The sequence below is a fragment of the Aestuariivirga litoralis genome (genome assembly GCF_003234965.1).
GTDB classification, from domain to species: Bacteria; Pseudomonadota; Alphaproteobacteria; order Rhizobiales; family Aestuariivirgaceae; genus Aestuariivirga; species Aestuariivirga litoralis.
Genome location: NZ_QKVK01000003.1, coordinates 183,356 through 202,299 on the forward strand (window position 1 = coordinate 183,356; position 18,944 = coordinate 202,299).

Genomic DNA, 18,944 nt, shown 5'->3' on the forward strand with positions numbered 1-18,944 from the left:
GCCAGACCCTGCCAGCGCGAACTTGTGCCAGCGTTGCGGAGGCTTTCAGCGGTCGAGGCGCAGCGACAGGCCCTTGCGGGCGAGCGACAGCAGGCAGCGCCCGGCAATCGCCTGCGCCAGCTCGGCATTCTGCCGCGCGGCGAGCACATTGGCCGACAGCGTGCTGCCTGCCGTGACGAGGTCGGTGAGGCCCCAAGCCCGCAGCTGCGCCATGACCAGCCGCTGGCGGCGGAAGAACACGGGCGGCCGCGCCTGCTTCACCACCTGGTCGGCCGTGGCGCCGCGGTCGATGGCGAGGCGGAACTCGGCGAGCTTCAACGCCTGCAGGTGGACGACGCCGAGCAGCCGTCCCGCATCCTGGCCGCCACGCACGAGATCATGGAACAGCCGGTCGGCCTCCTCGACCTCGCCGCCGAACACCGCGTCGGCGAGTTCGTCCGGGGTGGAGCCGGTGTCGTTGCCGCAAACCGCCTCGACATCCTCGAGGCTCACCCGTTCAGCACCGAGACAATAGAGGGCAAGCTTCTCGGCCTCGCGCCGGGCCAGGCCACGCGCCGTTCCAGCCAGCTCGATGAAGCGCGCCAGCGCATCCTGGCCGATCTTCAGTCCGTCCTGTGCCAGGATCTGCTCGGCCATGCCGGCGATCTCGCCGGCTTCCGCCTCGTAGAGCGGCAGGATGAGGGCATGCGGGCTCTTCTCGAACTGGGCGCGGAGCTGCGAATTCTTGGCCAGCGTGGCGGCCTCCGCCACCACCAGATTGCCCTGCACCTTGCCTTCGAGCAGCGGCAGCGCCGCCTTGAGGAATCCGTCACCCACCCCCTTTACCCAGATCGCCCTGGACCCGCCGAACATGGAAATGGACTGCACCTCGTCGAGAAGCCGCGCCGGATCGCCGGCGACGTCCTGCTCGGTGAGGGCCGCTACGGTGAAAGGATCGTCCAGCGAGCCCGCCACCTTCCTGACGGCCCGCTGCGCCAGCTCGCGCACCGCGTCGCCCTCCTCGCCATAGATCAGGATGGCGGCAATGGCGGGGTCGGGCTTGCGGAGAAAGGCATCGAGCCCGGCGGGCTTGATGGCCGTCATGAGCTCTGCTGTTGCTTTGCGAAGTAGGCGCCAAGCCGTGTGCGGATGTCGGCGCCCACCTGGCGGGCGGCGCGCTCGGTGGCGTCCTTCTGGGCCTGCAGGTCGGCGAAGGGCTGGCGGATCACGTCATAGGGCACCCGCGCGAAGGTCCGGCCCTTGGTCAGGACCTTGCCGGACGCACGGTCGACCAGCACGAAATCGGTGGTGATCAGGATGGCCTGCCGCGTCACGGCGGGCTGCTTCTTGAGGATCACCCCGTTGTCGGCCACCACCGTGGTGAGGTTGAGCAGGTATTTCTCCTCCCCCTTGCCGGACTGCATGGAGGAGATCAGTTCGTTGCGGATGAGCTGGCCCGGCCGGTCGGTGGCTTCGGGAATCGAAATGGCCGCAAGGCTGCCGGCCACCCCCGGATTGGTGGCGGAGGACCCATACATGGGCCGATAGCCGCAGCCGGCCAGCAGCAGCGCGGCGACCGTGAGGAGGATGGCGGAAAGCCTTGGCATCAGCCGACAATATTGGCGATACGGCCGGGCACCACAATCACTTTCTTCACCGGCCTGCCCTCCAGCGCACGGGCCACCGAGCCGAGCTGCAGCACCAGTGCCTCCACCGCCTTGGGGTCCATGTCCTTGGCCACCGTGATCTCGTCCCGGCGCTTGCCGTTGACCTGCACGGCGATCGTCACCTGGTCATCGGCGACGAGGGCCGGGTCGGCCTTCGGCCAGGCGGTATCGACCACGAAGCCCGGCCTCTTCATCGCCTGCCAGCACTCCTCCGCGAGGTGCGGCATCATGGGGGCGGACATCAGCACCAGGAACTCGGCGGCTTCCTTCACCGACGCCGCATCGGCCTTTCCTGCGGAGAGCGCGGCACCCAGCGCGTTGGCCAGCTCATAGATGCGGGCGATGGCGCGGTTGAAGCGCAGCGAGGAGAGATCATCCGTCACCGCGGCGAGCGCCTTGTGGGCGGCACGGCGCAGTTCCAGCGCGGCTGCAGGATCGCTGCCGCCGGCATAGTCGGCCGAATCATTGACCAGGCGCCAGATGCGCTGCGTGAAGCGCCAGGCACCCTCGGCACCGGCTTCCGTCCATTCGATGTCGCGCTCGGGCGGCGTGTCGGAGAGCATGAACCAGCGTGCGGTATCGGCGCCGAAGCGGGCGATGATGTCGTCCGGGTCGACGACGTTCTTCTTCGACTTCGACATCTTCTCGACGCCGCCCACCTCGAGCGGTTCCCCGGTCTGGGCATGCACCCACTTGCCGTCCTTGGTCACCGCATCCGACGGCAGCACCCACTCGCCATTCAGTGTACGGAAGGTTTCGTGGATCACCATCCCTTGCGTGAACAGGCTCTCGAAGGGCTCCTTGATGGCGAGGTGGTCCGTCGCCGTCATGGCGCGCGCATAGAAACGCGAATAGAGCAGATGCAGGATCGCGTGCTCGACGCCGCCGATATACTGATCCACACCCATCCAGTACTTGGCCGCGCCCATGTCGACGGGCTCCGCCGCATGGGGCGAGCAGAAGCGCGCGTAGTACCACGACGAGTCGATGAAGGTGTCGAAGGTGTCGGTCTCGCGCCTGGCGGGCTTGCCGCAACTGGGGCAGTCCACATGCTTCCAGGTCGGGTGATGCTCCAGCGGATTGCCCGGCTTGTCGAAGGTGACATCCTCCGGCAGCGTGACGGGCAGCTGGTCCTTCGGCACCGGCACGATGCCGCAGGCGGCGCAGTGGATGACCGGGATCGGGCAGCCCCAGTAGCGCTGGCGCGAAACGCCCCAGTCGCGCAGGCGGAAATTCACCTTGCGCTCGCCGATGCCCATCTTCTCCATGCGCGTGGCGATCTCTTCCTTCGCCTCCGGCACGCTCATGCCGTCGAGGAAGTCGGAGTTGATGAGAACGGTATTGTCACCCTCCTTCTCGACGAAGGCCTCGCTGCCGACCTCGAAGGTCGCGGGATCGGTGCCCTTGGGCGCCACCACCGGGATCACCGGCAGCCCGTATTTGCGGGCGAAGTCGAGGTCGCGCTGGTCATGCGCGGGGCAGCCGAAGATCGCGCCCTCGCCATAGCCCATCAGCACGAAGTTCGCCGCATAGACCGGAAGCCTCACGCCGGGGCGGAAGGGATGACGCGCATAGAGGCCCAGCGCATGGCCTTTCTTCTCGGCGCGCTCGATCGTCTCCTCGGAGGTGCCCAGTGCGGCCACTTCGCGGCGGAAGGCGGCAAGACCTGCATCGCTCTCGGAGAGGCGCTTGGCCAGCTCATGGTCGGCGGAGATGGCGCAGAAGCTGGCGCCGAAGATCGTGTCGTGGCGCGTCGTATACACCGTCAGACGCTCGTCCAGCGCCTTGCCGTTCTCGTCTTCCAGCGCAAAGGAGAAACGCATGCCCTCCGAACGGCCGATCCAGTTCTTCTGCATCAGCCGTACTTTTTCGGGCCACTTGTCGAGGCCGTTGAGGGCGGAGAGCAGCTCGTCGGAATAGGCCGTGATCTTCAGGAACCATTGCGCCAGCTCGCGCTTCTCGACCAGCGCACCGGAGCGCCAGCCGCGGCCGTCGATCACCTGCTCGTTGGCGAGCACCGTATGGTCGACCGGGTCCCAGTTCACCATCGAGACCTTGCGCTCGACCAGGCCCTTCTTCATGAAGTCGATGAACATCGCCTGTTCATGCATGTAGTAGCTGGGATCGCAGGTGGCGATCTCGCGGCTCCAGTCGAGTGCGAGCCCCATCGACTGCAGCTGGCGCTTCATGGTGGCGATGTTGTCGTAGGTCCAGGACTTCGGATGAATGCCGCGGTCGATGGCGGCATTCTCGGCCGGCATGCCGAAGGCGTCCCAGCCCATGGGGTGGAGCACGTTATAGCCCAGCGCCCGGCGGAAGCGGGCGATCACGTCGCCCATGGTGTAGTTGCGCACATGGCCCATGTGGATGCGGCCCGAGGGATAGGGGAACATCTCGAGCACGTAGTACTTGGGGCGCGAGGCATCTTCCTTGGCCTCGAAGCTCTTGTTGTCGGTCCAGTGCTTCTGCCAGCGCGGCTCGGCGTCGCGCGGGTTGTAACGTTCGGTGCTCACGGGCAGTCATCCTGTCGAAACGGGGAGGGCTTTGCGGCAAGCTGGTACCAGTCCTTGAAAAGCCCTGCAAGCTTGGCCTAAAGCAGCGTCCTGACAGGAGTTTCCGGCATGGTCCACGAGGGTCTGAAAAAGGTGCTGAACGGGGTGGTGGCAGCCGCCCAGGCGGCGGGCCGGGCTCCCGAAGGCGTCACCCTGATCGCGGTCTCCAAGACCTTCGACGGGCCCGAGATCGTGCCGGTGATCGAGGCCGGCCAGCGGGTTTTCGGCGAAAACCGGGTGCAGGAGGCGAAGGCCAAGTGGCCGGCGCTGAAAATGGCCTGGCCGGACGTGGAGCTGCACCTGATCGGCCCCCTCCAGTCCAACAAGGCGGCAGAGGCCGTGCAGCTTTTCGACGCCATCCATACCGTGGACCGACCCAAGATCGCCGCCGAGATCGCCAAGGAGATGCGGCGTCAGGCAAAGCCGTGCAAGCTCTTCGTCCAGGTCAACACCGGGCGTGAGCCGCAGAAGGCCGGGATCGATCCCGACCAGGCGGATGCCTTCCTGGCGGCCTGCAAGGAGGCCCACGGCCTCGAAATCTCCGGCCTGATGTGCATCCCGCCCGCCGATGAGGACCCGACGCCGCATTTCACCCTGCTGGCGGAGATCGCCCGCCGCAACGGGCTTTCCCAGCTCTCCATGGGCATGAGCGGCGACTACGCCAAGGCCATCGCCTGCGGCGCCACCCACGTCCGGGTGGGCTCGGCGATCTTCGGCACGCGCGGCTAGAACGCGATTCGTCTTCTCCCGCTCCCTTCGGCGGGAGATGCGGGGAAGGATGCACGGTGCTCACGCCGGAGCGCGCGCTCCCTCACCTGCCCCAGCTCCGTTGGGGCCCCCTCCTCTCCCGCTGCGCAGGAGAGGACGACCCCTCGCCTCTCCGCCCTAAATCCGGATCTTGGTCTTCGGCCCGATCATCCCCAGGATAATTCTCATGTCGCGGGCCGAAACGGCGACGCAGCCGGCCGTCGGCCCGCCATCGGGCTGGCGGAGGTGGAAGAACACCGCGCTGCCATGCCCCTGCACCCGTGGCCGCTCGTTGTGGGACAGTTCCACCACAACGTCATAGAGGTGGTCCGGCCGCTTCATCGTCTCGTGCGAGGTGGCATAGGGGATGCGGACGAGGCGGTTGTAGTTGCGATCGCCCACTGTTTCGCACCAGCCGTCATGGTCCCGCATCGCCTGCGCCGCGAGGCGGTTGCGCGGCGGCAGGCCCTTGTCGGCCCGGTAGAAAAGGCGGCGGACCTGCCAGTCGCCGCGCGGGCTCGCCCCGTCGCCCTCGCGCTTCAGGTAGCGCTTGCCGGAGCGGCCGATGGAGCAGGGAAAGGCCATTTCCCCCACCTTGAGCAGGCCAGTGGTCGCCCTGGCATTGCGGGTCAGAACGTGGATGGTCTGGACAGTTCTTTTCACGGGGTCGATTTTTCCAACACTTCGGCCTTGAAAAGGCCATGTGGCACCCTAACATTCAACCTCGCCGGAGCAAGCGATTTCAAAGACTTCGGGGCACAGGGGGCGCGATGAGCGGCACGAGGAAGATCATCATCGTCGATGACGACGACATGCTGCGCGAGACGCTCATCGAGCAATTCTCCCTCCATGACGAATTTGCCGTCAGCGAATCTGCAACCGCCACGGCGGGTGTCAAGGCGGTCAAGGCCGACGCGCCCGACCTCGTCATACTCGACGTGAACCTGCCCGACATGGATGGCCGCGAGGCCTGCAAGATTATCCGCAAGAACGGCTACAAGGGCCCGGTCATCCTGCTCACCGCCCAGGCCTCCGAGGCCGACACGATCCTGGGGCTGGATGCCGGGGCCAATGACTATGTGACCAAGCCCTTCCGCTTCGCGGTGCTGCTGGCCCGCATCCGCGCGCACCTCCGCCAGCACGAGCACAGCGAGGATGCGACCTTCAAGGTTGGCCCCTATACCTTCAAGCCCTCGGCCAAGCTGCTGCTGCGCGACGACAGCAAGAAGATCCGCCTGACCGAGAAGGAAACCGCCATCATCAAGTTCCTGCTGCGCTCCGGCGAGCAGATCGTGGGGCGCGACGTGCTGCTCCAGGAGGTCTGGGGCTACAATGCCGGGGTCACCACCCACACGCTCGAAACCCATGTCTACCGGCTGCGCCAGAAGATCGAGCGCGACCCCTCCCACGCCGAGATCCTGGTCACCGAGGGGGGCGGCTACAAGCTCGTCCCCTAGGCCCGTTTCCCGAAAGCTTGGCGGCCCTGCCGCGCTCCTGTAAACGAACATTAAAGAACCTAGGGGCGAAAAGAAGCAGGGTCAGGCCGGGGTTTGATGAGCGTTCGAGCAGACGTCGAGACATTGCGCAGCATTCCGATCTTCTCGGAATGCGATGCCGTGCACCTGCAGCTCCTCGCCTTTTCCGCCGCCCGGCAAAGCTTCGCCGCCGGTGAATTCATCATCCGCCAGGGCAACAGGGGCACCGCCGCCTTCCTGATCCTCAGCGGCGAGGCGCGTCTTTCCTCCACCGAGGCGGGGCCGCTGGGCTCGGCCGGCGAGGGGGCCCTCTTGGGCGAGATCGCGATGATCGGCGAGCGGCCCTATTCAGTGACGGCCACCGCGGTTGAAACCGTCTCCACCGCGCGCATCGACCGCGAACTCTTCATGCGCGTCGCCCGCGAGTTCCCAGAATTCGGCACGGCCGTCTTCAACGTGCTGGCCCGCCGCCTCGACCATGTGATGGGCGATCTCGATGCCGCCCGCCAGCAATTCGAGAAGGCGCGCTCCTTCAAGTCGATCTGATCAGGCGGCGGTGAAGCTCGCCATCACCGGCACGTGGTCGGAAGGCTGCTCCCAGCCGCGCGCTTCCTTGAGGATGTCGATCTTCCCGCAGTTGGGCGCCAGGCCCGCGGTCGACCAGATGTGGTCGAGCCTTCGGCCGCGATCCGCCGCCAGCCAGTCCCTGGCGCGGTAGCTCCACCAGGTATAGAGCTTCTGGTCCGCCGGCACGTGCTGGCGCAGCAGGTCCACCCACTTGCCCTTCTTCTGGATGCGCAGCAGGCCCTCGGTCTCGATGGGCGTGTGGCTGACGACCTTGAGCAGATCCTTGTGGGACCACACGTCATGTTCCAGCGGCGCGATGTTGAGGTCGCCGACGAGGATGCTCTCGTGGCCCTTGGGCACGCAGCCCTTGCCGAACCAGGCTTCGAGCTCGTCGATGAACTGGAGCTTGTGGGCGAACTTCTCGTTGATCTTGGGGTCCGGCTCGTCGCCGCCTGCCGGCACATAGAGATTGTGGATGGTGATGGGCTTCGTGCCTGCCACCGTCACCGAGATGTGGCGGCAATCCTCCTTGCCGCAGAAGGGCTTCGTCGCCTGGGCGAGGAACGGCCGCCTCGAGACGATGGCGACCCCGTGATAGCCCTTCTGGCCGAACTCGGCGATGTGCTCATAGCCCGCATCGCGGATGGGGCCGGAGGGAAACTGGCCCTGCGGGCACTTGGTTTCCTGCAGGCACAGCACGTCCGGCTGCCAGCGCTCGAGAAGCTTGGTGACCAGCCCGATGCGGAGACGGACCGAATTGATGTTCCAGGTTGCGACCTTGAGGCTCATGCACCTGCCTTAGCCGCAGTGATGCGCGGCTGGCAAGCCGTCACTATCGCTCAGGGCTGAACACGGTGTTCCAGTCCTGTTTCATGTCCACCACGTGCCAGCCGCGCTCCGGTGCCTCGGCCAGTGCGGCGACCAGCCTGCCCGTGCTCGCCGTCACCGCGTCATAGGCATATTCGCGCGCGCCGTCGGTGTGGTGGACGATGAGCCCGAAACTCGGCCGCGGGTTGCCGATGGTGGTGTATTGCAGCATGGCGTGGTCGCCATCGCTGTTGCCGTAGCACATGACGGGCCGCCGCCCGATGAACTGGTGGATGCCCGCGGGCTTGGCATGCTTGTCGTTGACGAAGAGGCCCTCCAGCGACTTGGTCAGTATCGGCACGCCGTCACGCAGTTCGAAGGAGGTCTGCCCGGTCGACCCCACCACGCGCTCGTGCGGAATCCCATAGACGCGCTCCACCCACACCCGCATGAAATCCGCGCCGCCACCCGACACGATGAAATTCTTGAAGCCAGAACCCTCGAGCATCCGCAGCACTTCCTGCATCGGCTGGTAGGTGAGATCGTCATAGCGCCGCCCGAAGCGCGGATGCCGCGCCGCTGCAAGCCAGGCTTCGACGGACTGGCGGAAGGCATCGGTGGTGATGTCCGCATGGCTGTGTGCGATCACCTCGCGCAGACCCGCATAGCCATCCGCCAGAAGGGGGGCAAGGTCACCCGTCAGGGCTGCCTGCACCATGGTCGACTCCGCGAGCGCAGGCTCCGCCGCTGCGCGCCGGCGCAATTCATCGAAGCCGAAGGCCGCCTGGAAGGGCACCGGGTTCTCGGGCCACAGCGTGCCGTCATTATCGAAGACCGCGATGCGCTCGGGTGCCGGGATGAAGTCCGGTGATGCGGTATCCGTCACGCGCGCCACGAAGGCAAGCATGGCGCGCTTTGCGGCGCAGTCGTTCCATGACGGAAGCGGATCGTCCCTCATGTCAGCGGTCGCGGCAATCATGCAGGTGATGAAGCTTCTTCTGGGCCACGCCATAGTCGCCAAGGTGATAGAGGCTCACCGACACGGCGTGCATCGGAAACGCCTCGAAGGGTTCGGCCTTCAGCTGTTCGACGAAGCTGTTGGTGCCGATGCCCACGGTGAGATGCGTATTGTAGTTCTGCCCCGTGCGGGCGCCGATGAAGCCCTTCACGTAATCCACCGTCGCCTGCCCCACGGCCGCGCCGTCGGGCCGGGGTGCGAAGGCCGATGCCGTGCCGGCCTGCGTGGTGAAAGGCGAGATCGCATCGATCACCCGCTGCTGCACGCGCCGGAAATCATCCGTCGGCGTGATGACGATGCCGGCAAGCCCCAGCTTCCCGTCACTCAGGGCATAGAGGCCCGTCGCCTTGCTCTGCCAGTTGACCGGGCCCGCGTCCCGCAATGCTGCCGAAACAGCCTGCGCGGCATCGGCGAGCCTGGCGCGATCGATGAAGCACTGGACCAGCGTCACATGCGGGGCATGGTCATCGTCGAGCGCGAAGCCCTGCGGGAAGTCGGCCCGGAGCCGCGCATTCACGGCCCGCGCCCTGGCGGTTATCTCCGCGTCGGGGTCCATCAGCACGTTGACAGCAATCGGATCCATCCCGTCCTCCCGTGAACAACCACAGGATGGAACGCGACGAAGATGGCTGCAAGCCGCAACGCGCGCCCGACAGGTACGAAGGGGGAGGTCGGCACCCGCCCAGGCGGGTGATTTGCGCTATGGCCCGTTCTTGCTGTCGCGCTTGATCTTGACCACGAAGAGCTTGGGATCGGGCTCGATGCCGGGCTGCAGGTTCTCGAGCGACACGGTGGTCTTGCGCCCCTTGCCGTCCGTGACGATCCACTGCTGCAGCGCCTTGCGGGCCTGGTCATAGACGAGGGTGAGCTGGCCGCTGCCCAGCGTGTTCTTCTTGTCTTCCACGGTGACGGTGGTCATGCCGTCCTGTTCCTGGAAATCGAGGATGTTGGTGTCCTTGGCAATGTCCACCTTGTTGCCCAGCACCAGGCGCAGCGGCGTCTGGGACAGCGGGAACTGGTCGCCCTTTTCCTTCTTCACGTTCTTGATGGTCAGCCAGGTGCCGTCGGAGACGATCAGGAAGGGGTTGGGGGGCGCGTACTCGAAGCGCATCTTGCCCGGCTTCGAGATATAGAAAATGCCTTGCGACATGTTGCCCTTCGGGCTGATCTGCGTGAACTCGCCCTGCAGGGTCTTGAAGCTGTTGAGGTAATCCGAAATCGCGTTGACCGCGCCCTGCTGCTCGGGGCTCAGTTTCATGGGCTCCGCGGCGGCGGCCGGAAGGGCGGCCAGCGTGGCAAGGGCCACTCCCAGGAAGGCACGGCGCGAGAGCTGCAAGAGTGTGGTCATCCTGTTCTTTCCGGATTGGGGCGGCGCAAATCGCCCGGTCTTCTAGGCCATGGCAGGCTTATCCGCAAGAACGGGCCGATTTTGAGGCAAGTGCCGGAAAATGACGGAAATGTCAGTCCCGGGCGCTGTCGCCCGGCACCAGGATCTCGCGCTTTCCGGTGGCATTGGCGGCCGAGATCAGCCCCTCGCGCTCCATCCGCTCGATGAGGCTTGCGGCCTTGTTGTAGCCGATCTGGAGGCGGCGCTGCACATAGGAGGTGGAGACCTTCTTGTCGCGCAGCACCACCTGCACCGCCTGGTCATAAAGGTCATCGCCCGAGCCACCGCCCTCGCCGCCCGCGACCCCGCCTTCACCGAAAGCCTCGTCCGGCTCCTCGGTGACGGCCTCGACATATTGCGGGTCGCCCTGCGCCTTGAGGTGCGCCACGATCTTCTCCACCTCGTCGTCGGCGACGAAGGGGCCATGCAGACGCGAGATGCGCCCGCCGCCGGCCATGTAGAGCATGTCGCCCTGGCCGAGGAGCTGTTCGGCCCCCTGCTCGCCGAGAATGGTGCGGCTGTCGATCTTGGAGGTGACCTGGAAGGAAATGCGGGTGGGGAAATTGGCCTTGATGGTGCCGGTGATGACGTCGACCGAAGGGCGCTGGGTTGCCATCACCACATGGATGCCGGCGGCGCGCGCCATCTGGGCGAGGCGCTGGACGGCCCCTTCGATGTCCTTGCCCGCCACCATCATCAGGTCGGCCATCTCGTCGATGATGACCACGATATAGGGCATGGGGGAAAGGTCCATCGCCTCCTTCTCGAAGACGGGCTCGCCCGTCTCGGGGTCGAAGCCGGTCTGGACGGTGCGGTGCAGTTCCTCGCCCTTCTGTGCGGCCTGCTTCATGCGCGCATTGTAGCCGTCGATGTTGCGCACGCCGACCTTGGACATCTTGCGATAGCGCTCTTCCATCTCGCGCACCGCCCACTTGAGCGCCACGACGGCCTTGCGCGGGTCGGTGACGACGGGGGCGAGCAGATGGGGAATTCCTTCGTACACGGACAATTCCAGCATCTTCGGGTCGATCATGATCAGCTTGCAGCGTTCCGGCGGCAGCCGGTAGAGCAGCGACAGGATCATGGTGTTGATGCCCACCGACTTGCCCGAGCCGGTGGTGCCGGCGATCAGCAGGTGGGGCATGCGCGCGAGGTCGGCGAAGACCGGCTCGCCGCCGATATTCTTGCCGAGCGCGATCGCCAGGTTGAGGTTGGTCTTCTCGAAGGCCTCGGAACCCAGCATCTCGCGCAGGAACACCGTTTCGCGCTTGGCGTTGGGAAGCTCGATGCCGATGGCGTTGCGTCCCTGCACCACGGCGACGCGGGCCGAGATGGCGCTCATCGAACGCGCGATGTCGTCCGCCAGCGAGATGACACGCGACGACTTGATGCCGGGTGCGGGCTCGAGTTCGTAGAGCGTCACGGCCGGGCCGGGGCGCACCTTGAGGATCTGGCCCTTCACGCCGAAATCATCCAGCACGCCCTCCAGCATGCGGGCATTCTGCTCGAGCGCCTCGTCGGACAGTTCGGCGGGCTTGCCGACGCGCTTCGGCTCGGCGAGCAGCGTGAGCGGCGGCAACTCATACTCGTGGCGCGACCCGAAGCCGAGGCCCGGCTGCATGTCCTTCTTCAGGCGCTTGCCCTGCTTCAGCGGCTTGTGGGTGCGGGTAACCTTGGGGGCAGGAGCTTCGTCCTCTGCCTCCTCCTCCTCCTCGTAGGCCTCCTCTTCCGCGTATTCGGCCTCCGCTGCGTAGCCGTCTTCCTCGTAGACCTCCTCTTCGGCGAAAGCCTCTGCGGCGTCCTCGCCCATCTCCTCCATCGGCGGGGCGGGGCGGCGGGCGGAGAAGGTTGGCTCGATGCGGGCAGTCAACGGGCTCCTGCCGCGGCGCGGTGCTTCGGTCTGCGGCGCGAGGCGGCGGATGATGTCATCGGCGTCGCCCTGCTGTTCGAACTGCGCCTCGGCGCGGCGCAGTTCGCGCCAGCGCGACCACATTTCACGGGCATAGCCGAAGCCCAGGCCGAGCCCCGCGCCGGTGGCACGCAGCAGCTTGCGGCTGCGGCTGGGTGCCGCCACTGCCTGCTCCACCGCTGCCGCGCGGCTCATGCCCAGGGCCCGCAGGCCGAAGAACAGCGTCACGGCCAGCATGAAGAGGCCGGTGGCCAGCGTCGGGATCCAGCCGGAGATCGCCACCGACAGGACCATCATCAGCAGATTGTGGATGACGTCGCCGGCATTGCCGCCCAGCCCGGAGGTCAGCGACCAGCTCGCCGGTGCGGGCAGCGCGGCCAGCGTGGCGCTGGCGGAGAAGGCACAGAGGAGCCAGGCGAAGGACTGGCGCAGCGGCCGCGGCAGGCCTTCATGGGCGAGGAAACCCACCGCCCAGCGCATGGGGATGGCCAGCAGCACCAGCACGCCGAGGCCGAAGAACTGCATCAGTTCGTCGGCGATGACAGCACCCGGGTAACCCAGCCAGTTGCGCGCCGTGCGGTCCAGCGCGTGGTTGAGCGAAGGGTCATCGACCGACCAGGAGGCCAGCGACAGGCTGGCGGCAATCAGGGCCAGGAACAGCACGACACCCGCCACCTCGAACAGGCGGCGCTTGAGGAAGATCCGCACGGCGGCGGGGACCGCACTGTCGTCGGTGTCGTAGGACGGTTGGTACGCCATCACAAAGCCTCCGCCGGGGAGACACTCCACCGGCCCTAACACATGGTTAAGCCTATTCTGGCCGGGCCGTGGTTAAGGCTCAGTTTAAGGCGGGCATCAAGAAACCCGGCGGGGTTGCCCCCGCCGGGTTGCGATCTTGCCAGCAGAGATCGGCTTCAGTTGTAGGCGCGCTCGCCGTGGTCGACGAGGTCGAGGCCCTCGCGCTCCTCCTGCTCCTTGACGCGCAGGCCGAAGACCGCCTTGCAGATCATCAGGGAGACGATGGAGACCACCGACGTCCAGACGATGGCGATGATCACCGCCATGGCCTGGGCATACATCTGCGTGCCGAAGGAGTAGGCCGCGACCGCCACGGAGGTGTCCGCCGCGAGGTAGTCGGTGACGCCCGTGCCCCCCAGTGCGGGGTTGACGAAGATGCCCGTCAGCAGCGCGCCCAGGATGCCGCCCACGCCATGGACGCCGAACACGTCGAGCGAGTCGTCATAACCGAACTTCGCCTTCAGAACGACCACCGCCCACAGGCAGAGGAAGCCGGCGGCGATGCCGATGAGGATCGCCCCGCCCGGACCGACGAAGCCGCAGGCCGGGGTGATGGCGACGAGGCCCGCGACCGCACCCGAGGCGCCGCCCAGCAGGCTGGGATGGCCGCGGAAGATCCATTCCCCCGCCGTCCAGGCCAGCGCCGCCGCTGCCGCGGCGATGGTGGTGTTGAGGATGATCAGCGCCGTCAGGCCATTCGCCTCGAGGCTCGATCCGGCATTGAAGCCATACCAGCCGAACAGCAGCAGGCCGACGCCCGTCAGCATGAAGGTGAGGTTGTGCGGCGTGATCGGATCACGGCCATAACCCACGCGCTTGCCGAGGAAGATGGCGCAGACGAGGCCCGCGACACCGGCATTGATGTGCACCACCGTGCCGCCCGCGAAGTCGAGCGCACCGAGGTTGAAGAGGTAGCCGTTGCCGGCGTTCACCAGCGCCCCATATTCGCCGAGCACCGCGGCCTTGGCCTCGTCGGTGGTGGCTGCGGCCAGCGCGTCGAGCAGCTGCTTGGCCTTGTCCTCGCCGACCAGTGAGCTGACCAGCGCCAGATTGTCGGGCGACAGCGTATAGGCGTCGGGCCCCGCCCAGAACCACACCATGTGCGCCATGGGCAAATAGGCGAAGGTGAACCACAGCACCATGAACAGCAGCACCGCCGAGAACTTCATGCGTTCGGCGAAGGCGCCGATGATGAGGGCGGGCGTAATGCAGGCGAAGGTCATCTGGAAGATGACGAAGGCCAGCTCCGGAATGTTGGTTTCCTTGGAGAAGGTGCCGGTCTCGGAGGCCGTGGTCACGCCACCCAGCATCAGCTTGGCGAAGCCGCCGAAGAACGGGTTGAGTGCCGCGCTGGCATTGGAGGTGAAGGCCATCGAGTAGCCGTAGACCACCCACAGGATCGAGATGATGGAGAAGATGGTCAGCACCTGCATCAGCACCGACAGGACGTTCTTGGCGCGCACCAGGCCGCCATAGAACAGCGCAAGACCGGGAATGGTCATCAGCACCACCATGGAGGTGGCGACCAGCATCCAGGTCGTGTCGCCCTTGTTGACGGTGGCGGCGGCTTCAGCGGCCGTGACGAACAGCGGCGTGAGGCCAAGTCCCGCCGCGGCGAGAACCAGCCTCTTGGTGAATGGTGTGGAATTCATCGGAAATCTGCTCCCTGATGCTGTGATTAGAGTGCCGCCGTGCCGGACTCGCCGGTGCGGATGCGGACGGCCTGTTCGAGCGGCAGCACGAAGATCTTGCCGTCGCCGATCTGGCCGGTCTGGCCGGTGGTCTGGATCGCCTCGATGACCTTGTCGGCCATGTGCTCGTCGACCGCGAGTTCGAGCTTCACCTTGGGAACGAAGCTCACGGTGTATTCCGCACCGCGGTAGAACTCGGTGTGGCCGCGCTGCCGGCCGTGGCCGCGCACTTCCGTCACCGTGATGCCCTGGATGCCCAGCGCACCCAGCGCTTCGCGCACCTCTTCCAGTTTGAAAGGCTTGATCACTGCAATTATGAATTTCATGCGTGCTCCCCGTTTTGGTGTGACAGGTGCATCACAAGTTTCGTGCCAATTGTGCGCTGCAGCTAAACCCTTGATTCCCGTGGTGAAAATTGAGTCACCACCTTGGGTATGTGATGAAAAAACAGGCAGGCTGCGGCATGGGCGGTGTGTCTGCCTAATGTTAAGGCACTGATCCGCGACGCAGAACCACCTGTATTTCACTGCCGAAACGGGCGAAACAGGACCCCATGACCAAGCCACACGACATCATCGTCATCGGCGCCGCGCTGAATGGCCTCGCCGCCGCTCTCGCGCTGGGCGGCCGCCACGTGAAGCGCCCGCTGGATGTCGTGGTGGTCGACGCGAAGGACCCGCGCGCCTTCTCGACCAATGCCTTCGATGGCCGTGCCTCCGCCATCACCGCCGCGGCGCGCCGCATGTTCGAGGCGCTCGGTATCTGGGACAAGGTGGCGCACGAGGCGCAACCCATGGCCGAGATCATCGTCACCGACAGCGCGGTGCCGGGGGGAGCCCGTCCCGTGCTGCTGCAGTTCGGCGAGGCCGACATGAAGGGCGGCCCCTCCTCCCACATGATCGAGAACCGCTTCCTCTATGGCGCCATGCTGGAGGCCGCGCAGGCGTCGCCCCACATCCGCTTCTGCGTTGGCCAGGCGGTGGAGCACTATCACTTCAAGCCCGGCCTAGCGGCGGTGACGCTTGCCGACGGGACGGCGCTGAAGGCCTCCCTCATCGTCGCCGCCGACGGCCGCAACTCGCCCGCACGCGAGGCGGCGGGCATCAAGCTGGTCGGCTGGCCCTATGACCAGATGGGCCTCGTCGCCACGGTGGAGCACGAGCTTCCCCACAATGGCCGTGCTGAGGAGCATTTCACGCCGTCAGGCCCCTTTGCCATCCTGCCGCTGCCCGGGAACCGCTCGTCCCTCGTCTGGTCCGAACGCACCGAGCAGGCCCAGCGCATGCTGGCGCTGCCGATGGAGGACTTCGAGGAAGAGCTGAAGCTGCGCTTCGGTACGCATCTGGGCGAGGTGAAGCTGATCTCCGGCCGCCACGGCTATCCGCTCGCCATGTATCTGGCCGAGACCTTCACCGCCCCGCGCCTGGCGCTGGTCGGTGATGCCGCGCATGTGCTGCACCCGCTGGCAGGCCTCGGCTTCAACCTGGGCCTCCGCGATGTGGCGGCGCTGGCCGACTGCATCCATGATGCGGCGGGCCTCGGCCTCGACATCGGCAGCGAGGCGGTGCTCGACCGCTACACCCAGTGGCGCCGCTTCGACACGGTGGCGACGGGCGCGATGATGGACGGCATGAACCGCCTCTTCGCCAACACCAACCCGGTGCTCACACTGATCCGCCGCGCCGGGCTGCTTGCCGTCAACCGCATGGGCGGCATGAAGTCGATGTTCGTCTCGGAAGCCGCCGGCATCTCGGGCGACCTGCCGCGGCTGTTGCGCGGCGAAAGGGTCTAGCGGCCCGCCAATCGCCGGTTGTCGATGTGGGATGACTTTCAACCAGTCTTGCTTGCCAGCTAAGTTGCGACAAGGTTGCCGGCCATCCGCTGCCCCGCGGCATTTGCCATCGGCAGGTGGACAGTGCATCCTGAGCGCCGCAAGAGGGGCGCGCGAAGCTTGAACACGATGTCCGAAGAGCGGCAGCTGCTGGCGATGCTCATCGCCGATGTTGCGGGCTATTCAAGCCTCATGGCGCGCGACGAGGCGGCAACGCTCAGCGGCCTGCAACAGTGCCAGTCGCTGCTCGAGCGCATGGTGGGTGCCTTTGGCGGCTTCGTGGTGGACACCGCGGGCGATGGCATGCTGGCGGCCTTTCCCAGTTCGGTGCGCGCCGCGGAATGCGCCATCGCCGTTCAGACAGCGATGCGCGAGGAGGCTGCCTCCACGGCCATGCAGCTGCGCATCGGCGTCAATGTCGGCGAGGTGGTGCGGCGCGGCACGCGCATTTTCGGCGATGCGGTCAATGTCGCGGCCCGCATCGCAGCGGTGGCGGAGCCCGGCTCGGTGGTGCTCTCGGCCAACGCGCATGAGCAGGTGCACGGCAAGATCACCGCCCGCTTCACCGAGCTCGGCGCGGTGCCGCTCAAGAACATCGAAAACCCGCCGCGCCTGTTTGCGTTGGCCGGCGGCACAAGCGACAAGCCCCCCAGCGCCGGGACACCGGACGCACCGGTGAGGCAGGCGATCGCCGTCATCCCCTTCGCCAACCTGTCGGATGATCCTGCCCAGGAATATTTCTCCGACGGCATCAGCGAGGACATCATCACCGATCTCAGCAAGATCGGGGCGCTGTCGGTAGTGTCGCGCAATACCTCCTTTGCCATGAAGGGCAAGACGCTTGCCGTGCCGCAGATGTCGCGCGAGGTCGGCGCACGCTACGTGCTGCATGGCAGCGTGCGCAAGTCAGGGAGCCGGCTGCGCATTTCTGCGAGCCTTGGAGATGGAGCAACCGGCACCAACCTGTGGGCCGAACGCTTCGATCGCGACATGACCGACATCTTCGCGATGCAGGACGAGATCTCCGCGGCGATCGTCAGCGCCCTCAGGCTGACGCTGCTGCCAGAGGAGAAGCGCGCCATCGAGCGGCGCGGGACACAGAGCATCGACGCCTACAATCTGCTGCTGCAGGCGCGCTTCTTCCGCTACAGCAACACCGCCAAGGACACCCGCCAGGCCCTGCAGCTTGCACAGCAGGCCATCGCATTCGATCCACGCTATGCCGAGGCCTGGGCGGTGGTGGCCGCAGCACAGATCGCCCTGCATGAAATGACGGGCGGCGGCGACACCGGCCTCGCCGCGGCCGAAAGCGCCCTGCGGCTCGATGGCACGCTGGCCCTGGCGCATGCCGCGCGCGGACGGGTGCTGTGCGGGTTGGGCCGCTATGAGGACGCCTTTGCGGCGCATCGCCTGTCGGAGACACTCGACCCGGACTCCTATGATGTGCAGTTCCTGTTCGGACGCACCTGTACCGAGCTAGGCGAGGCGCAATCTGCCATTGATCATCTCGAGGCTGCAGCCCGCATTGCCGAAGGCGAGTTCCTGGCCCTCGCGCTTGCCATCCAGAGTTACAATGCGTTGGGTCGGCGGGCCGAAGCGGCCGATGCCAGCCGCCGCACGCTTGCGCGCATCGAGCGCATCCTGGCGCAGCGCCCGGACGATGCCAGTGCGCTGTTTCACGGCTCCTCGGTTCTGGCGGAACTCGGCCGCCGCGACGCGGCGATTGCCTGGGCCGATCGCGCACTGGCCATGGCACCGGACGAGCCGCGCGGCGCCTATCTGCTGGCCTGCACCTATGCGCTTCTTGGCGAAACGGAACAGGCGGTGGAACTGCTGCATCGGGCTGTGCAGCAGATGCAGCCGCGCTACGTGACCTGGGTGCGCAACGATACCGACCTCGAAAGTCTGCGCGATCACCCACGCTACAAGGCAATCATCGCCGAGATGGAGCGCCGCCTCGAGCGCGACGAAACCGGCTAGCGGCTGAAGCCCGCAGACTTGAGCTTGTCGAGATAGGCGGGCCACATGTTGCAGTGCTCGCGCCCGAGTTTCAGCAGGTAGGGCCAGGTGTAGAGCCCAGTCGAATGACCGTCATCGAAGATGATGCGCACGGCATAGCTGCCCACCGGCTCGAGCCTGCTGATCTTCACGTTGCGCTTGCCCCACACCAGCTGCTCCTGGCCCGGGCCATGGCCCTTCACCTCGGCACTGGGGCTCTCGACGCGCAGGTATTCGGCCGCCAGCGCCACCTGCTCGCCTGAGTCGAAGCGTACATGGAGCTCGCGGCCGCCTTCTGCGAGCCGCAGCTCCTCCGGCCAGGGCTCACTCACGGTTGATCTCGCGCGCCTCGTCGGGAAGCATGATCGGGATGCCATCGCGGATGGGATAGGCCAGCCCCGCCGCGCGCGAGATCAGCTCCTGTTTCTCCGCATCATATTGCAGTCTCGTCTTGGTGACGGGGCAGACAAGCAGTTCGAGCAGGCGCGGATCGGTGCGGATATCGGCCATGGTGAAAT

The 18,944-nt window shown here is 66.1% G+C and carries 18 protein-coding genes; 5 read left to right on the forward strand and 13 right to left on the reverse strand.

The genetic code is table 11. From position 1 onward, the window contains the following. Window positions 1–45: 45 nt before the first annotated feature. Genes holA through leuS form a run of 3 tightly spaced genes read right to left on the reverse strand, consistent with a single transcriptional unit; the run spans window position 46 to window position 4,159 of the window. Window positions 46–1,083 (reverse strand): DNA polymerase III subunit delta, encoded by a 1,038-nt coding sequence (holA, locus tag DK847_RS08135; RefSeq protein WP_111197620.1) that lies wholly within the window; start codon window positions 1,081–1,083, stop codon window positions 46–48. Further along, window positions 1,080–1,586, reverse strand: coding sequence for an LPS assembly lipoprotein LptE (gene lptE, locus DK847_RS08140; protein ID WP_111197622.1), 507 nt, complete (start codon window positions 1,584–1,586; stop codon window positions 1,080–1,082). The genes holA and lptE overlap by 4 nt, the downstream gene beginning before the upstream one ends. Beyond that, complete coding sequence (gene leuS / locus DK847_RS08145; protein WP_111197624.1) at window positions 1,586–4,159, reverse strand: leucine--tRNA ligase; 2,574 nt, start codon at window positions 4,157–4,159, stop codon at window positions 1,586–1,588. The genes lptE and leuS overlap by 1 nt, the downstream gene beginning before the upstream one ends. A gap of 108 nt (window positions 4,160–4,267) precedes the next feature. Here leuS and DK847_RS08150 point away from each other — a divergent pair, with 108 nt between their 5' ends. Continuing rightward, complete coding sequence (locus DK847_RS08150) at window positions 4,268–4,927, forward strand: YggS family pyridoxal phosphate-dependent enzyme (RefSeq protein WP_111197626.1); 660 nt, start codon at window positions 4,268–4,270, stop codon at window positions 4,925–4,927. A gap of 156 nt (window positions 4,928–5,083) precedes the next feature. Here DK847_RS08150 and DK847_RS08155 read toward each other — a convergent pair whose 3' ends face one another. Continuing rightward, window positions 5,084–5,608: a L,D-transpeptidase family protein gene (locus DK847_RS08155; RefSeq protein WP_245414557.1), complete on the reverse strand. Its 525-nt coding sequence runs from the start codon at window positions 5,606–5,608 to the stop codon at window positions 5,084–5,086. Window positions 5,609–5,715: 107 nt separating this feature from the next. On the opposite strand from DK847_RS08155, the gene DK847_RS08160 reads away from it, so the two are divergent. Beyond that, window positions 5,716–6,402, forward strand: coding sequence for a response regulator transcription factor (locus DK847_RS08160; protein ID WP_111197629.1), 687 nt, complete (start codon window positions 5,716–5,718; stop codon window positions 6,400–6,402). A 96-nt stretch (window positions 6,403–6,498) separates the two neighbouring features. Further along, on the forward strand, window positions 6,499–6,966 hold the full coding sequence (locus tag DK847_RS08165) for a Crp/Fnr family transcriptional regulator (RefSeq protein WP_111197631.1): 468 nt from the start codon (window positions 6,499–6,501) through the stop codon (window positions 6,964–6,966). On the opposite strand, the gene DK847_RS08170 is transcribed toward DK847_RS08165, so the two are convergent. The 7 genes from DK847_RS08170 to DK847_RS08200 form a co-directional block, all read right to left on the reverse strand. Continuing rightward, window positions 6,967–7,776 carry an exodeoxyribonuclease III gene (locus tag DK847_RS08170; protein ID WP_111197633.1) on the reverse strand — a complete coding sequence of 270 codons (810 nt, stop codon included), beginning with the start codon at window positions 7,774–7,776 and terminating at the stop codon, window positions 6,967–6,969. It lies immediately after the preceding gene. A 43-nt stretch (window positions 7,777–7,819) separates the two neighbouring features. Then, window positions 7,820–8,752, reverse strand: coding sequence for an HAD family hydrolase (locus tag DK847_RS08175; protein ID WP_204508277.1), 933 nt, complete (start codon window positions 8,750–8,752; stop codon window positions 7,820–7,822). A 1-nt stretch (window position 8,753) separates the two neighbouring features. Further along, the gene (locus tag DK847_RS08180) at window positions 8,754–9,395 is read right to left on the reverse strand and encodes a 2'-5' RNA ligase family protein (protein WP_111197636.1); all 642 of its coding nucleotides are present in this window, start codon (window positions 9,393–9,395) and stop codon (window positions 8,754–8,756) included. A gap of 117 nt (window positions 9,396–9,512) precedes the next feature. Continuing rightward, the gene (locus DK847_RS08185; RefSeq protein WP_111197637.1) at window positions 9,513–10,160 is read right to left on the reverse strand and encodes a LolA family protein; all 648 of its coding nucleotides are present in this window, start codon (window positions 10,158–10,160) and stop codon (window positions 9,513–9,515) included. A 112-nt stretch (window positions 10,161–10,272) separates the two neighbouring features. After that, window positions 10,273–12,867 (reverse strand): DNA translocase FtsK, encoded by a 2,595-nt coding sequence (locus tag DK847_RS08190; RefSeq protein WP_111197639.1) that lies wholly within the window; start codon window positions 12,865–12,867, stop codon window positions 10,273–10,275. Between the two features lie 155 nt (window positions 12,868–13,022). Next, entirely contained in the window at window positions 13,023–14,558 is a 1,536-nt protein-coding gene (locus tag DK847_RS08195) for an ammonium transporter (RefSeq protein WP_111197641.1), read from the reverse strand. Between the two features lie 26 nt (window positions 14,559–14,584). Then, window positions 14,585–14,923 (reverse strand): P-II family nitrogen regulator, encoded by a 339-nt coding sequence (locus tag DK847_RS08200; protein ID WP_111197642.1) that lies wholly within the window; start codon window positions 14,921–14,923, stop codon window positions 14,585–14,587. A gap of 227 nt (window positions 14,924–15,150) precedes the next feature. On the opposite strand from DK847_RS08200, the gene DK847_RS08205 reads away from it, so the two are divergent. Further along, entirely contained in the window at window positions 15,151–16,389 is a 1,239-nt protein-coding gene (locus tag DK847_RS08205; protein WP_111197644.1) for an FAD-dependent monooxygenase, read from the forward strand. Window positions 16,390–16,557: 168 nt separating this feature from the next. Then, window positions 16,558–18,408: an adenylate/guanylate cyclase domain-containing protein gene (locus DK847_RS08210; RefSeq protein ID WP_111197646.1), complete on the forward strand. Its 1,851-nt coding sequence runs from the start codon at window positions 16,558–16,560 to the stop codon at window positions 18,406–18,408. Here the strand turns inward: DK847_RS08210 and DK847_RS08215 are convergent. Continuing rightward, window positions 18,405–18,758 (reverse strand): gamma-butyrobetaine hydroxylase family protein, encoded by a 354-nt coding sequence (locus tag DK847_RS08215; protein WP_245414558.1) that lies wholly within the window; start codon window positions 18,756–18,758, stop codon window positions 18,405–18,407. The two genes, DK847_RS08210 and DK847_RS08215, sit on opposite strands and share 4 nt — an antisense overlap. Continuing rightward, on the reverse strand, window positions 18,751–18,936 hold the full coding sequence (locus DK847_RS08220) for a Trm112 family protein (RefSeq protein ID WP_111197650.1): 186 nt from the start codon (window positions 18,934–18,936) through the stop codon (window positions 18,751–18,753). The genes DK847_RS08215 and DK847_RS08220 overlap by 8 nt, the downstream gene beginning before the upstream one ends. Window positions 18,937–18,944: the final 8 nt, after the last annotated feature.

What these genes read in the sequence shown, in the direction of transcription:
- holA (WP_111197620.1), bottom strand. Translation starts at nt 1,083, where the DNA reads ATGACGGCCATCAAGCCCGCCGGGCTCGATGCCTTTCTCCGCAAGCCC.
- lptE (WP_111197622.1), bottom strand. Translation starts at nt 1,586, where the DNA reads ATGCCAAGGCTTTCCGCCATCCTCCTCACGGTCGCCGCGCTGCTGCTG.
- DK847_RS08150 (WP_111197626.1), top strand. Translation starts at nt 4,268, where the DNA reads ATGGTCCACGAGGGTCTGAAAAAGGTGCTGAACGGGGTGGTGGCAGCC.
- DK847_RS08160 (WP_111197629.1), top strand. Translation starts at nt 5,716, where the DNA reads ATGAGCGGCACGAGGAAGATCATCATCGTCGATGACGACGACATGCTG.
- DK847_RS08165 (WP_111197631.1), top strand. Translation starts at nt 6,499, where the DNA reads ATGAGCGTTCGAGCAGACGTCGAGACATTGCGCAGCATTCCGATCTTC.
- DK847_RS08170 (WP_111197633.1), bottom strand. Translation starts at nt 7,776, where the DNA reads ATGAGCCTCAAGGTCGCAACCTGGAACATCAATTCGGTCCGTCTCCGC.
- DK847_RS08175 (WP_204508277.1), bottom strand. Translation starts at nt 8,752, where the DNA reads ATGAGGGACGATCCGCTTCCGTCATGGAACGACTGCGCCGCAAAGCGC.
- DK847_RS08180 (WP_111197636.1), bottom strand. Translation starts at nt 9,395, where the DNA reads ATGGATCCGATTGCTGTCAACGTGCTGATGGACCCCGACGCGGAGATA.
- DK847_RS08185 (WP_111197637.1), bottom strand. Translation starts at nt 10,160, where the DNA reads ATGACCACACTCTTGCAGCTCTCGCGCCGTGCCTTCCTGGGAGTGGCC.
- DK847_RS08190 (WP_111197639.1), bottom strand. Translation starts at nt 12,867, where the DNA reads ATGGCGTACCAACCGTCCTACGACACCGACGACAGTGCGGTCCCCGCC.
- DK847_RS08195 (WP_111197641.1), bottom strand. Translation starts at nt 14,558, where the DNA reads ATGAATTCCACACCATTCACCAAGAGGCTGGTTCTCGCCGCGGCGGGA.
- DK847_RS08200 (WP_111197642.1), bottom strand. Translation starts at nt 14,923, where the DNA reads ATGAAATTCATAATTGCAGTGATCAAGCCTTTCAAACTGGAAGAGGTG.
- DK847_RS08205 (WP_111197644.1), top strand. Translation starts at nt 15,151, where the DNA reads ATGACCAAGCCACACGACATCATCGTCATCGGCGCCGCGCTGAATGGC.
- DK847_RS08210 (WP_111197646.1), top strand. Translation starts at nt 16,558, where the DNA reads ATGTCCGAAGAGCGGCAGCTGCTGGCGATGCTCATCGCCGATGTTGCG.
- DK847_RS08220 (WP_111197650.1), bottom strand. Translation starts at nt 18,936, where the DNA reads ATGGCCGATATCCGCACCGATCCGCGCCTGCTCGAACTGCTTGTCTGC.